14 protein-coding genes are annotated in these 13361 nt (G+C 48.0%); 6 read left to right on the forward strand and 8 right to left on the reverse strand.

Features of this window, described 5'->3' with window-relative positions; genetic code table 11:
* Positions 1 to 41: 41 nt before the first annotated feature.
* Positions 42 to 908 carry an AraC family transcriptional regulator gene (locus ACFQI7_RS03790; protein ID WP_218097403.1) on the forward strand — a complete coding sequence of 289 codons (867 nt, stop codon included), beginning with the start codon at positions 42 to 44 and terminating at the stop codon, positions 906 to 908.
* A gap of 103 nt (positions 909 to 1011) precedes the next feature.
* Positions 1012 to 1344, forward strand: a complete 333-nt coding sequence (locus tag ACFQI7_RS03795; protein WP_218097402.1) for a L,D-transpeptidase — start codon at positions 1012 to 1014, stop codon at positions 1342 to 1344.
* A 153-nt stretch (positions 1345 to 1497) separates the two neighbouring features.
* On the opposite strand, the gene ACFQI7_RS03800 is transcribed toward ACFQI7_RS03795, so the two are convergent.
* Positions 1498 to 2418 carry an ArsR/SmtB family transcription factor gene (locus ACFQI7_RS03800; protein WP_218097401.1) on the reverse strand — a complete coding sequence of 307 codons (921 nt, stop codon included), beginning with the start codon at positions 2416 to 2418 and terminating at the stop codon, positions 1498 to 1500.
* Positions 2419 to 2601: 183 nt separating this feature from the next.
* Here ACFQI7_RS03800 and arfA point away from each other — a divergent pair, with 183 nt between their 5' ends.
* Positions 2602 to 4119: an arabinosylfuranosidase ArfA gene (gene arfA / locus ACFQI7_RS03805; RefSeq protein WP_218097400.1), complete on the forward strand. Its 1518-nt coding sequence runs from the start codon at positions 2602 to 2604 to the stop codon at positions 4117 to 4119.
* Positions 4120 to 4291: 172 nt separating this feature from the next.
* Positions 4292 to 5500, forward strand: a complete 1209-nt coding sequence (locus ACFQI7_RS03810) for a PASTA domain-containing protein (RefSeq protein ID WP_218097399.1) — start codon at positions 4292 to 4294, stop codon at positions 5498 to 5500.
* Positions 5501 to 5559: 59 nt separating this feature from the next.
* Here ACFQI7_RS03810 and ACFQI7_RS03815 read toward each other — a convergent pair whose 3' ends face one another.
* The 5 genes from ACFQI7_RS03815 to ACFQI7_RS03835 all read right to left on the reverse strand — a co-directional run bounded on the left by ACFQI7_RS03815 (position 5560) and on the right by ACFQI7_RS03835 (position 8728).
* Positions 5560 to 5799 carry a YkuS family protein gene (locus ACFQI7_RS03815; protein ID WP_218097398.1) on the reverse strand — a complete coding sequence of 80 codons (240 nt, stop codon included), beginning with the start codon at positions 5797 to 5799 and terminating at the stop codon, positions 5560 to 5562.
* A gap of 75 nt (positions 5800 to 5874) precedes the next feature.
* Entirely contained in the window at positions 5875 to 6696 is an 822-nt protein-coding gene (coaW, locus tag ACFQI7_RS03820) for a type II pantothenate kinase (protein WP_218097532.1), read from the reverse strand.
* Between the two features lie 57 nt (positions 6697 to 6753).
* Positions 6754 to 7047: a Dabb family protein gene (locus ACFQI7_RS03825; protein ID WP_218097397.1), complete on the reverse strand. Its 294-nt coding sequence runs from the start codon at positions 7045 to 7047 to the stop codon at positions 6754 to 6756.
* A gap of 21 nt (positions 7048 to 7068) precedes the next feature.
* Complete coding sequence (locus ACFQI7_RS03830; RefSeq protein ID WP_218097396.1) at positions 7069 to 8226, reverse strand: metallophosphoesterase; 1158 nt, start codon at positions 8224 to 8226, stop codon at positions 7069 to 7071.
* A gap of 244 nt (positions 8227 to 8470) precedes the next feature.
* Positions 8471 to 8728 carry an HPr family phosphocarrier protein gene (locus ACFQI7_RS03835; protein ID WP_218097395.1) on the reverse strand — a complete coding sequence of 86 codons (258 nt, stop codon included), beginning with the start codon at positions 8726 to 8728 and terminating at the stop codon, positions 8471 to 8473.
* 767 nt (positions 8729 to 9495) lie between these two features.
* Here ACFQI7_RS03835 and ACFQI7_RS03840 point away from each other — a divergent pair.
* Both ACFQI7_RS03840 and ACFQI7_RS03845 read left to right on the forward strand, forming a co-directional pair.
* Complete coding sequence (locus ACFQI7_RS03840) at positions 9496 to 9669, forward strand: transposase (protein WP_218097394.1); 174 nt, start codon at positions 9496 to 9498, stop codon at positions 9667 to 9669.
* The gene (locus tag ACFQI7_RS03845) at positions 9612 to 10295 is read left to right on the forward strand and encodes a transposase (protein WP_230414645.1); all 684 of its coding nucleotides are present in this window, start codon (positions 9612 to 9614) and stop codon (positions 10293 to 10295) included. Before ACFQI7_RS03840 ends, ACFQI7_RS03845 begins: the two co-directional genes overlap by 58 nt.
* A 334-nt stretch (positions 10296 to 10629) precedes the next feature.
* Here ACFQI7_RS03845 and ACFQI7_RS03850 read toward each other — a convergent pair whose 3' ends face one another.
* Positions 10630 to 10887 carry a hypothetical protein gene (locus ACFQI7_RS03850; RefSeq protein ID WP_230414644.1) on the reverse strand — a complete coding sequence of 86 codons (258 nt, stop codon included), beginning with the start codon at positions 10885 to 10887 and terminating at the stop codon, positions 10630 to 10632.
* A 91-nt stretch (positions 10888 to 10978) separates the two neighbouring features.
* Positions 10979 to 12994: an endonuclease MutS2 gene (locus ACFQI7_RS03855; protein ID WP_218097392.1), complete on the reverse strand. Its 2016-nt coding sequence runs from the start codon at positions 12992 to 12994 to the stop codon at positions 10979 to 10981.
* Between the last annotated feature and the right edge of the window lie 367 nt (positions 12995 to 13361).

Here is a 13361-nt window from a genome sequence, read left to right on the forward strand (position 1 = left end):
CTAACCTTTGTAGCTCCATACGTGATAAGGGGGAAATGCACATGGAAACGCAAAACGATACGTTGATCAGCCAGTTTTTGGCTGATTTGAAAACCGAGTTGGTCATCGCCTTGTTAAGCAAATGCAAGCCGAACTGGACGAAGGGTCTATTTACGCCGACATACAGCAAAATTTATTACATTGAAAGCGGGCAAGGCAAAATGACCGTCGGCGGGCAGGAGCTGTTTCCGCAGCCCGGGCAGATGGTGTTTGCTCCCGCTGGGTTGCCGCAAAGTTTCTCCACTACCGATCCGGAACGGACTTATCAAAAGTACTGGTGTCATTTCAACTCCAATGTGAGCTTCATGAATTTGTTTACGCTGTGCAAGCTGCCCTATTGTCTGACCATTGACGACCCTACCCTCGTGATCGCGGCGTTCGAACGGTTAATAACCGCCTTCAAATCGCAGCATGGCCCCGCCAAATCGATCCGTATTCAGGCGGCGCTGCTTGATTTGATATCTTGCTACATTGAACAAGCGGTGCTGGAAAAGCCGAAATCTTCATCCACCTTAACCAGCAGCAAATTGAGCACCGTGCTCCAGTACATCGACATGAATCTGACGAAAGACATGAGTATCGCCGAGCTAGCGGAACAAGTGCACCATCACCCGAACTACTTCATCCGTTTCTTCAAAAATCATCTGGGCGTTACCCCGATGACCTACATTTATGAACGCAGGATGGAAAAAGCGAAGCAGCTCATTATGTCTTCGGACATGACGATTGGAGAAGTCGCGAGCGAGACCGGTTTTCACGATATTTTCCATTTTTCCAAAACGTTCAAAAAACGGCTCGGCGTCGCTCCCACCGAATTCCGCAGCCTTTACAGCGAGCTTCATTCTCCCAAGGAACAGCTCCTCAAATGATTCGGTCCGAACCTCTCTACGGGCGGCCGAATACACTGCAATAGACTCCGTTCACGCTGCCCGTGAAGGCGGAGTCTATGAAACGTCCTGGGGAGTTGAGTTCATGTACCGGATTATTATCGATTTATCGGACCGCCGGCTGTATTTGTTAAATAACAGCGTAGTGGTGGACTCGTTTCCCGTAGGAATCGGCCGCGTCGCGCTGCAAACCCCTCACGGGGAATTCACCATCGTCAACAAGCAGCAAAACCCCGGCGGTCCGTTCGGCGCGTTCTGGATGGGACTGTCCAAACCGCATTACGGCATCCACGGCACCAACGATCCTTCTTCCATCGGCAAAATGGTTTCCCACGGCTGCATTCGCATGTACAATCCCGACGTCATTCGGCTGTCGAAGCTCGTTCCGATCGGGACGCGGGTAACGATCCGCCCGTAAGCGCTAACCGAAGCGGCAGCACCCGCCTACTTCAAGCCTTATCGGCACATCTTACGGGTCGTCGAGCGAGGCGCGGACCGAAGAGACGAAGCATTCCCGCGGCGAGTTCCTTCGGAAAGCCTGACGTGAAGCTGAAATGGCTAAGATACGCTTCTAATCCGTCCCCACGGTCCCCTGCTCGTAATACACGCGAAACAAAATATCCTGGTTATAGTTTCCGAAACCCGCTCCATACAGCGTCAAGCCGCCTACATGGGCCGCCTCTTCCGGCACCGCCATCCTGAGCACCCAATGATTGCGGTCGAGTGCAATGTCCCCGATGCAAATACCGGACATGTTTTGCCCGTCGATATAGGTGCCGTTGTCGCAAATGCGCACTCGCTTCAGCAGACCGTACTGATTGACGTCCCACCAATCAGGCGTATATCGGCCCTGGCTGCTGCCGTAATCGCCGGGACTTGTCCACATGCCCAGACGCGTTCCGTTCAAATAAAAGAAAATGTCCGAAGGCCAATTTTCGTTAAAGCCCGGCGCTTCGGAGCCGATTTCCAGCGAAATCTCGATCTCGTTCGGCCGCTGGCCGGGCAGCAAATAGTTCGGGATTTTGTACTCCACATACCCTCGGCCGAACCACAGTATTTCCGCATGCATCCGCTCCGGTTCCATAAAGTAGCGCGGATCGTCGAATTGTCCGATCACCTTGTCCCGGGTCGCAAGTCCGCATGTCGGATAAATCTCGTACGCCGTATAATGGCCTACCGGGATTGCTGTTTCATGATATGCCCTTTTCTCCGGTGTCATCGAAGGCATGGCGATTTCAATGCCGGCCGCGGCCAGCGAGCATACTTTATGCGTACCGCCGTTCTTGCGAATCATCCGCGCTTGAATAAGTCCGCCCCGCTCCAGCTTACGGATATGCATGGTCATAATGGCGCTGCTGAGTCCTAGCGCTTCCGCCAGCTCTTTTACGCTTTTCGGTTCCTCGGCGACTAGCTCCAGAATTTGCAGCCGAACTTCGCTAGCCAGCGCTTCATATAGCGGCAAAAAGGAACGATCGGTGTTCGCTTTGATCATATAAGTATGGCACATCCTTAATTTCGATTCTTATATAATTAATATATATATAAATTTAACAAAAGCAATAAGAAAAAATAAAAATACGATTGCAAAATAAAGCGCTCCCATGTTTAATAATATATAGTTAATGTTTTTATATTTTGATTAATATTTTTATTATTTCAATGGGAGATGATTTTTATGTCAGCAACGGCAAAAATGATCGTAGACAAAGATTTCATTATCGGTGAAGTCGACAAACGCATTTACGGTTCTTTTATCGAGCATCTCGGACGTGCTGTTTACGGAGGTATTTACGAGCCGGACCATCCGTTATCGGACGAACAGGGATTCCGCACTGACGTGCTGGAGCTGGTCCGTTCGCTGCAGACGCCTATTATCCGATATCCAGGCGGCAACTTCGTATCCGGCTACGACTGGAAAGACGGGATCGGCCCCAAGGAATCCCGCAAGAAACGGTTGGAGCTAGCTTGGCGTACGGTCGAGCCGAATCAAGTGGGGCTGAACGATTTTGCAGACTGGTGCAAAAAAGCCGGTGCGGACATCATGTGGGCGGTCAACCTCGGAACGCAAGGTCCGGAAGATGCGCGGAGCATTGTCGAATACAGTAATCATCCGGGCGGGACCTATTGGAGCGATCTCCGCGCGCACCATGGTTACAAGGAGCCTCACGCGATCAAGACGTGGTGTCTCGGCAACGAAATGGACGGCCCTTGGCAGATCGGCCATAAGACAGCGGAAGAATACGGGCGGATCGCCTGCGAAACGGCGAAGGTCATGAAATGGGTAGATCCTTCGATTGAATTGGTCGCCTGCGGCAGCTCAAGCCGGGGCATGGTCACCTTTCCCGATTGGGAAGCAACCGTACTCGATCATACATATCCGCATGTCGATTATATTTCGCTGCACACGTATTACGGCAACAAACAGAACGACACGGCTACCTTTTTGGCCCGTTCGCTGCAAATGGACGACTTCATCCGTTCCGTTATCGCCACCTGCGATTATGTCAAAGCAAAGAAGCGGAGTAAAAAAACGATGATGCTCTCCTTCGACGAATGGAACGTATGGTATCACTCGAATGAAGCGGACGCCAAGATCGAGCCTTGGCAAATTGCGCCGCCGCAGCTCGAGGATATATACAACCACGAGGACGCGCTGCTTGTCGGCTGCATGCTGATCAGTCTGCTCAAGCACGCGGATCGCGTGAAGATGGCATGCATGGCTCAGCTTGTTAACGTCATTGCTCCGATTATGACTCAAACCGGTGGCAAGGCGTGGAAGCAGACGATCTACTATCCTTATCTTCATGCCTCCGTCTTTGGCCGCGGCAAAGCGCTTGTGCCGCTCATTCAGTCGCCGAAATACGATACAAAGGAAATGACCGACGTACCGTATTTGGAAGCGGTAGCCGTTCATAACGAAGAACAATCGGAAGTGACCGTATTTGCCGTCAATCGCGATACGGATAACGCTCTTCCGCTTCAAGTCGATTTGCGCAGCTTCGGATCATGCCGTCTAATCGAGCATATCGTGCTGGAGCATGACGATTTGAAAGCGGTCAACACAGCAGACGAGCCCGACCGGGTGAAGCCGAATAACAATGGAAATGCGTCTGTAGCGGACTGTATCGTAAGTGCGATGTTGTCCAAGGCATCCTGGAATGTCATTCGTTTGAAAGTGCAATCATGCGATTGAACAAACGTAAATAGACTTGTCTTCCTTCAAACCTGACGCGATCTTTCTCGTGTCAGGTTTTCTTGATCAATTTTTTAGTTATGAACATAAAAAGGAATTTCCATTCGAATAGTATAATAAGCTATAATTATGCCATGACGGACACCTGGAGAGTTAGGTAAGGAGGGTTCCAATGGAAACGATCCGGCAGAGGTACTTGCCCGAGCAGTGTATTCAACAGCAGCCGCTCGGAAAGCTTTACAAAGGCAAAGATTTATTTTTTAACCGGGACGTCATGTGCTTTGTGCTTGAGCCAACGAATGAGACGGTAATCGGCGATTATGTGCAGAGTATCCGTAAAGTTTCCCAATTTTCCGACGAACGGTTCATGCATGTTCTCGATATAGACGTGAATCCCGACCGAATCATGGCGATATTAAAGCCGGGAGCCGGTCGGCTTATCATAGATGAACTTGAAATCCATAAATTCGGCGAGATGGAAATGATCAAGCTGGTCATGGATTTAGGATACGGAATGCACGAAGCGAAAAAAGAAGGTATTACCGGTTATTCCGTTCGCGCCGATAACTTATGTTTAAGCAGCGAGCAAGGATTGTCCGTCATCAATTACTGGGAACAAGGAAATCCGAATTGGATCGGGGCTGCGGGGCTTTGCCGGCTGCTCTATCAATTTGTGATGCGTTCCTTCGAAGCTCCCGAAGATCCGGACACCTTGTGCGGGGAGCTTCAAGAAAGACTTGTCACGCTTGATGCAGACCAATCGGCCGATATCGCAGGACGGATCCGGCGTGTGCTCACGGGAGAAGCGACACTCCCCCATTTGCTTTCGGGCTTTGACAAAATCGTCTCCAGGCACGAAGGACAAAAAGTGCTCCAACGACCGGCGCCAAGTGTCCCATTCCAAAAGAAAGACATCATCAAAACCGCGCCCTCCGTACCGGCGGCGAAAACGGAAATTAAAACGTTCCGATGGAATCGAAAGTGGGTCATCGGATGCAGTGCCCTTCTTGTTCTGCTGGTCGGGGAGTTGGCGTTTATTACGCTGATGAAAAAACCGGAACTGCCCCCGGAGGAAACGGCTGCCGTGTCGAAGCAAGATACCGTTCCGATAGCGCAGCAGGCAGGGCCGAAGCTGACGGAAACAGTCGCTGCGGCAGCGGAGACACCGGAAAATCAGGAGTCGACCAGCACCCCGACGTTAACCGGCTTTTCCCAGGAAGTGGCGGAAAAACAGGCGCTGGCATACGGCCTGCGCTATCAATATTTTATCGAGCCGCATGAACAGATCAAAGGCACGGTATTCAAGCAGGACCCCGCTCCGAACGTGACCGTCCCCAAAGGAACGCAAATCACGTTCTGGGTAAGCAAAGGAAATAAATGAAAATGAGCACTCCCCCACTGCACAGCAATGGACGGAAGTGCTCATTTTTCCTTGTTCGATTATTGCAAACGTTGATTGACTTGCTGCACGATCTCATCCGCCGTCATTCCTTGAGCATTGATAACGGATGCTTTCGTTGCCGTTTCTGCGATTCCCATCACATTTTTGTCCTGTCCGGAAATGACGCAGCAGTCGCAGTTTTGAATATTGCTGGAATCTACTGCAATCACGTCGTGCCCGCTTTGCTGGAGTGCGTTCTTCACATCCTGCAGGCTGTTTTCCACTGCAATTTTCGCCATCGTTCATCCCTCCTTTTCCAAAAGATAGTGTGCAATGATTCACGCTATTTTATGCAAAAAGGAAGGCTTATCCTTCTAATCCCGATAAATCGATCGAAGCGCTCCGATCGCCCCGCTGAATTCGCCGTTGTTCAGAACGATCGCTTTCGCTCCGCGAAGCGCAGTATAACGCAGCACAATCTCCTGCAGCAGCTCATTCTCAACGAAAGAGGAGCCGATATAGACTACGGTAGCTACCCCGCACTTCCCGGCCGCAAAAACACTCATGGTCGTCACGGTCTCCCCTACGAGTCCGACGACGCAAGCCAGTTTGTCAGCATCCTGGGCGTGAACTGAACTTTGCAGCACATGGCCGAAATTGCTCGCCGTTAGCTCCCCAGGAATCGGGGGTTCCGCCCCTTCGTAAATATGGCTCACCTTCAGGTCGATGTTCGCACGATCCCCGATTTGTGATAACGACATAATCTCTTTGTAGTCGGAATGACCTGTCAGAAGATAGGACAGACCCATCAACGTACCGCCGCCAACGCCTGTACCCCCGACCCGGCTATGCTCTTCGCCTTGAACGAAGTGAATCGACGTGCCGGTTCCGACATTCGTTAATATGTAAGCCGATTCGTCACTTCCCTGCTCCTTGAGCAAGTATTCAGCACCGGAACAGGTTGCTTCAAACTCAACGATTTCCGGCATATTGATGCCGAGACAAGATTGAAGCAGCTTGCTTTTTCCTCCGGTAACACACAGCTGCGCTCCGGAAAATTGTTCCTTAATCCAGGAAGCCGCAACCGTCATTTGTGCGGATGGAATTTTATGAAAAGTCAGGTTCCCCTTATGATAATAGGCAAATTTAACGAGAGTCCCCCCTGCGTCTATGCCTAAATAAGATGAATTAGCCAGCTTTGATGTTCCCCTTTCTCATCTTGCCTCTCGATTAGCAACAATCATGGCACCGTTTCAATGCGTATAGTCCAGAACGATGACATCGGCGAAATGTTCTCTAATCTTTCCAATCGTTGTTTGATGGGATTCGCTTGGCAAATAAGCATCCAGCGCGGCCGTATCCCGGAATGCGATACGCATACCGACTTCGAATCCTTTGCTTTTCCCCTCTTCCGAGTGGTTCAAACCCGCGGAAAATTCGATTACGCCATTAATCGAGGCCAACTCTTGAAGCGTTGCTACAATTTCGGCTTTTTGTTCGGTTGTCGTCGTTTCCTTCAGTTTAAACAATACGAGATGTTCTACCATATTTGCAATGCCCCTTTCGTTTTAGGAAGGCTGAAAATGAATGATAAGTTCAATGATTTCGGATCGGCTGCCGAGGCGAATCGGCGGGCCCCATGTTCCAAATCCTGAGGATACGATCGCATGGAGTCCTCCTTTTTGAACATAGCCCCAATCCAGCTCGAACAATCGTCCTGTAATCCAATGATTCGGTGCCATTTGCCCGCGGTGCGTATGACCGGACAGCATGACATCGATACCGCTTGATGATGCCTGATCCAAGTGGTACGGCTGATGATCCATCATGATCAGAGGAAGCGATCGGTCTATCCCGTCCAGAAGCTCGTCCAGCTCCATTCGGCTCCCCTTTCCGAAACGCTCCACCGCACGATCCTTACGACCGATTAGATACAAGCTGTCGTCGATCTTTACGCTGCGGTCCATCAGCAGCTCGATGCCGGATGCGGTCATTTGTCGTTCGAACTCATCAATGTGCCCGCCGATATACTCGTGATTGCCTAGAACGGCATATTTGCCAAGCGTCGCTTGCAGTTTTTGCAGGACCTCTCCCATCCGTTCACGGATAAAAGGTTCGATCTCATCGTCGATAACGTCTCCGGGGAATAAAATCAAATCCGGTTTTAGTCCGTTGATCCGCTCTACCAGCACTCCCAGATAAGCATTCCCGACAATAGTCCCGAGATGAAGGTCAGAGGCCACTGCGATCGTAAGCCGCTCCCACTTCCCCGCTGGTTTGGGTATCGTTACTTCAAACCTTCGAATGACAGGATTCCAGGCGTTCCACGAACCTCTCAATACCAACCCCGCGAAGATGAGAACGGACAAAATACCAAGCACGATTACAATAGTATCGGAACTCGCCGTATTGGAAAGCCGAAGCACTAAAGCGATAAGATCTGCAACCGGCAGCAGCAGTATGGCATATAGCAGTACCGCAAACCAATACGATCCGACGACTTTCAGCACACGGTATAAAAATCTTGGCAATACACGCGACAACAAGCGTGCCAGGAGATAGGAATATGCGACGATCCAGTACATAGCCCAGTATAACACGCTCGATTCCAAATGAAAGACCGTAGATAAAAAGACCCATATGTGCCAACCGATATAATATTGTATCGCCGTCAAAACGACAAAAATGCCAGTCAGTATGACTGTCAACCGCAAGCGAGATCGCATGAATCCCCTTCCCCTCTTCTACTCAGTATCCTATCATTTTCTACGAATAATGCGGCCTAGCTTATTGTAACAGACACCTTTACTTGAACACAAAAAAAACAAAGCCAGCAGCTATGCGCAGAGCTTTGTTTTTGAATTGCATTGATATAGTTGTTTTATACTTTGATTTGTACGCCGGTCTATGCAATTCAGCTTTTGAGTTCAGACTTGAGTCAAGTTTGTGATTCGAGCTTTGGATCCAAGCTCAAGCCTTTACCTCGAGCATGCTGCTCATGGCTTCGATCGCTTCTTCCTCGTCTCCGCCTTTCGTTTGAATAGTTACCTTAGTACCCGGATGCATAGGGAGCATCATCATCCCTAAAATGCTCTTGGCGTCGAGTTGTATATTTTCTTTCTCAAACTTGATCTTTATATCGGAGCGGAACTGGCTTGCTCTTTGTGCAATCAATTGCAAGTACTGCGGCTGCATTTCCGTGGAGATCGTAATCTCATGCACTCTCATGTTCTCTCACCTGACCCGATGGAATAGTTGTAACTATATATTAAATTATTGGGTAAGCGCTTGCAATATATTTTTTATCATCTTCCTTCGCCGTATCATTACCCTTCATGCATAAAAGTCCTTTCGCCCATGCAACCATCCAACCCTCCGTATTGTGAAAGACTAATTCCTGCTCTCTCTCACCTGAACAGCTATTGGCTGATATTACTTTCCAAATGTATTTTCAGCGTCCCTGTATACGCCTTTCGCGCTTAACTTCTCCCTTTGATTGGTGCCCTGTCTTTCACTTGTTTGCTCCTCTCTCACAGTCTATTAAAGAGTATCTCTCGCTTCGTCCACCGTCACTTAAAACCATGTTGGGGCGATATCTTCTGGCATGCCTTACTTCTATGTGTTTCTTTCTATGTGGTTCTTGCTATGAGAGCTCTTGCATTGAGAGTTCTTGCTATGTGGTTCTTGCTTTGTGCTTCTTGCTATGTACTTCTAGCTTTGTGCTGGTTATGGTTTCTCTTTACGTGCTTCTTGCTGCATAATCTTGCTTTGTACTTCTTGCATTTTTAGGCACTATCCCTTCTACTCAGTAAGATTTGGAATTAGTGGACCTATCATGATCTAACAATGACTGCCTCCGAAATGTTATTTACAAACCTCATTTATGTAATATTATGTAATTATATACTTGAAAATAGAACATATGTTTGTTATAATTCTTATTAATAGAAACATTTGTTCGCTTTTTTTAAAAAAGAGGAAAGGAGGAACTTGATATGAACGGCGAACTTACTGCAATAGATACATCCTTTCAGGAACAATTCGGGACCGAAGAAGCATGTGCTCAATATTTATTTCAAGTCAAGTGGCCTGACGGTTACTCCTGTCCGCGGTGCAGCGTACGGAACTTTACAAGTGGTTTACTGCCTTTTACCTTATTTCACGGGTAGATAGCGGTGTTTCTGCAACCGTGCTAAGCCAGGCCATTCGCGTAACCTATAAAACGGCATGGCTCATTTTGCACAAAATCCGTCATGCTATGACACTGGCGAATCAACAAACGCTTCTTTCCGGGATTGTCCAGGTTAACGCCTCAGCTTACGGTAAACCTCACAACCCTACGATACAACTTCATAAACAAGAACGCCCCCTTTTGGTTGGTGCCGCAATGGACGACTATGGCCAACCGGCATGCTTCAGAATAAAACTTGTGCCGCATTCTCATATGTATCAACGTGTGATCTCTGCCGTGGGAAGCAAAGCGTTTATGGAACAATATATCGAGCCGTGCACTAGCAATGTCGAGATTGTTACTGGCCGTTTTTCTCCCAAAAGATTCAAAACGCTTCTTGCGTTTGTGAACGATGCGAGCAAATGGATCAATGCTACTTTTCACGGTTTAGGCCGTAAACATTTGCAAGCCTACTTAGATGAATTCACCTATCGTCGGAATCTAACGATTCGTGAAGAGCCAATATTGTTCCATTTGCTGCGTCAATGCATAAGTAGCTCTTCTGTAATACGCGAATTTAGCAGGAATTCGTACCGGCACGTGATTGGTAATCATGTAGAATAAAAATCAACATTATCGTTCGCCCACAAACATGGTTCCATCATTCATCTCTTCAAACGTTAGCTTTCATGTTGCTGGGTTAAACGGATTTCAAACTTCTTTAGTTTTGTACTAGCTAAAATGAACTACAATAATAATTGCTGCCAACTGAGCGGATGGGATAGTGCCCATAAGAGTCGTAGAACGGGTTAGTGCATGCCATGAGACGAGGATTGAATAGGAATTTCCGAGGATATTATGAAGGATTAGGGTAGTAGATTACGCATTATAAGCCCATTCAAATTTGTCAAAAAAAGCCGCAGAACAATCTACGGCTTCAAATAAACAATTCGCGCTTTTATAGCGAGCTTCTTGCCGCATTAACAAGCAGCTCGAATACTTCGTCATTGTCTTCCAACAGCTCTTCCACTGCTTCCAGCTGTTCTTCGTTACCCGATTCCTTTAAGAAAAACAGCCCATAGCCCCAATCTTTTCCGTCTTTACTGAATATGGTGATCTCGTAAGGAAGGTTATGACCTTCCACTTGAAATCCCACTTTGCCGACGTATCCGTCACCTTTGTTGTATTGCATCGAAGCTTCCAGAACTTGAATCAATGTTCTCACCCTTTTGTATAAGTTGATTGCTTACCTTCATTCTTTAACCGGGTCTAATATACTTCTGCAGCAATTTGTGTAAAAGTCCCGATTATATTTCCTCAGATGGTTTAACGATGATATTGCTGGGATCGTGCCTTTTATTCATTTGCTTTCGCTTTTTCCTTACTTCTTTCGATTCGAACACGATGTCCAAGTCGTAGCTCTCATCAGGATACAATTGTTTCTTTTCAATGTAAAGCGAGAGGCGTTTGCGGTTTATTTTTACTTTTTCTTTTTGGATCATTACAACGATGTTTCCCCTATCATCGGGTTGACTGCATACAATTCCCGTACGTCTCAATGAATGTATCCACACGCTGTCTCCGATATCAAAACTCGGCAGCGAAGAAAGCTGCTTCTCATTTTTCGTGTCGCTTGCTTCTGTTGTTGTCTTCGTCGTTGACCAAGCAGTTGCCCCTATGGTTGACGCTGATTTTGCTCTAGCCGCGCCTGTCTCTTCAGGCACTCCTAATGCGGCTCCTATCGATGTTCGATGGTCCGCAAGCGCTGTTTCAAGCGAAACCAATGGATCGTTCTGAGCGCGGTTGTACGTGATGGCCTTGGATCGTTCGATAATGTCTTTCGGAATGCCAAGCTTTAAAGCGATCTGGAATGCATAGCTGCTGCCTGCAGAACCGATCGTAAGCCTATACAGCGGCTGGAGCGTTTCAAGGTCGAAAGCCATGCTTGCATTTTGAAACCCGGGTGCTTCTTCGGCGAACTGCTTGATTTCATTGAAATGTGTCGTCGCAACAACGGTCGCCCCGCGTTTGTATAGCTCTTCCAGCACGGCGATAGACAATCCGATCCCTTCTCCCGGATCTGTTCCTGTCGCAAGTTCATCCAGCAGAATTAAGGATGAAGGGCCGGCAGAACGAAGAATGCGAATTACATTTTTGATGTGTGAAGAGAATGTGCTTAGCGAATGTTCCAAACTTTGGCCGTCACCTATATCTGCCGATACTTCGGAATAAATCGCAAAGCTGCTCTCCTCTTCCACCGGTACGAGCAGCCCCGATTGTACCATCATGGTCAGGAGTCCTATTGTTTTTAGCGCTACCGTTTTCCCGCCTGTGTTGGGACCGGTAATAATCAAAGAACGGTAGCCTTCGCCGATCTCAAAATGAAGAGGCACGGACTGACTTCCCAGGAGCGGATGTTTCCCGCCTACAATTCGTATTTTGCCTTCCGTATTCAACCGGACAGATCGTCCATCCAAAGATCGGGCGTATTTGGCCTTGGCCGCTAAAAAATCATAGTGACCTATCGTTTCCAGGTTGATCGAAATCTCGTGACGATGCTCCTCCGCCATATCGGTCAGATGCGCAAGAACCTTCGTTTCTTCCCTAGCCTCGTCTGCGCGCCAACCGTTTAATTCGAAGGACAACTGGGCCAAATCGGCAGGCTCGATAAAAACGGTTTGACCGCTCGCCGACTCATCCAGTACAGCTCCGGGTATTAATTTTCTGTATTCTTTTTTCACCGGCACTACATAACGGTCGCCACGCATGCTGACAACGAATTCCTGCAAGTAGGAACGATACCTTTGCATTGTTCCGTCGAGCTTTTTCTTGATCCGTTCTTCGATAATAACGATTTTCTTACGGATTTTGCCGAGCTCCGGGCTGGCTTGGTCCGTCAACTGCCCATGCCTGATGCATCGCTCGATCTCGCTCTTCAACTCCTTCAGCTCATACATGGATTTGGCATAGGCGCTTACGTTTGGCGCTACCGTTTCTTTTTTTGCCATAAACCGCTTCAGTTGCTCCGTAGTTTCGAGCAGCCTTCCGATCAATTGAAGCTCCTCGATCGACAGCAGCAATCCTTTCCCGAAGCCTGAAAATATTTGCTCCATTCCTTCCAGTGCGGGAATCGGGATACTAGCTCCGAACTTTATCATTTGTACGGTCTCCTCGGTTTCCTCCAACCATTGTTCAATGACACGCTTATCCGTAAGCGGCGCCATCTGTTCGATATGGTTTTTGCCGAGATATGACATGGCAAAATCGGCCAATCGCTCCTTCACTTTTTCGTACTCCAAGCGATTCGTTACATCAAAATTCATGGTTTGTTCCTCCTTGTAATGACTGCTTATAAAAAAACAAAAAGGCAGAAAATGAACATAACGTTCATCTTCTGCCTGCAAAACCGGCCTATCCTTTATTGGCGTATGGTAAGGAGTACCCAAAAAAGGGCACAAAAAAACGTGCTGCAAGAGCACGGATTTCGCCTAAGGACAGACCTGTATAACGGCGTAAGGTTCCCGATGTTCTTAACTATATTTCAAAACCGCAACGTTCATTGCATGATCACCTACAACCGCAAATGGACAGACCTGTAGTGTCAAGCAAAAAACGAAACGATCGTATGAAATTAATTAGTTAAGAACCAACCTGGACATCAAAACATCCCCTTACTCGTATTACAGCTAT

It is taken from the genome of Paenibacillus allorhizosphaerae, assembly GCF_042659105.1.
GTDB classification, from domain to species: Bacteria; Bacillota; Bacilli; order Paenibacillales; family NBRC-103111; genus Paenibacillus_G; species Paenibacillus_G allorhizosphaerae.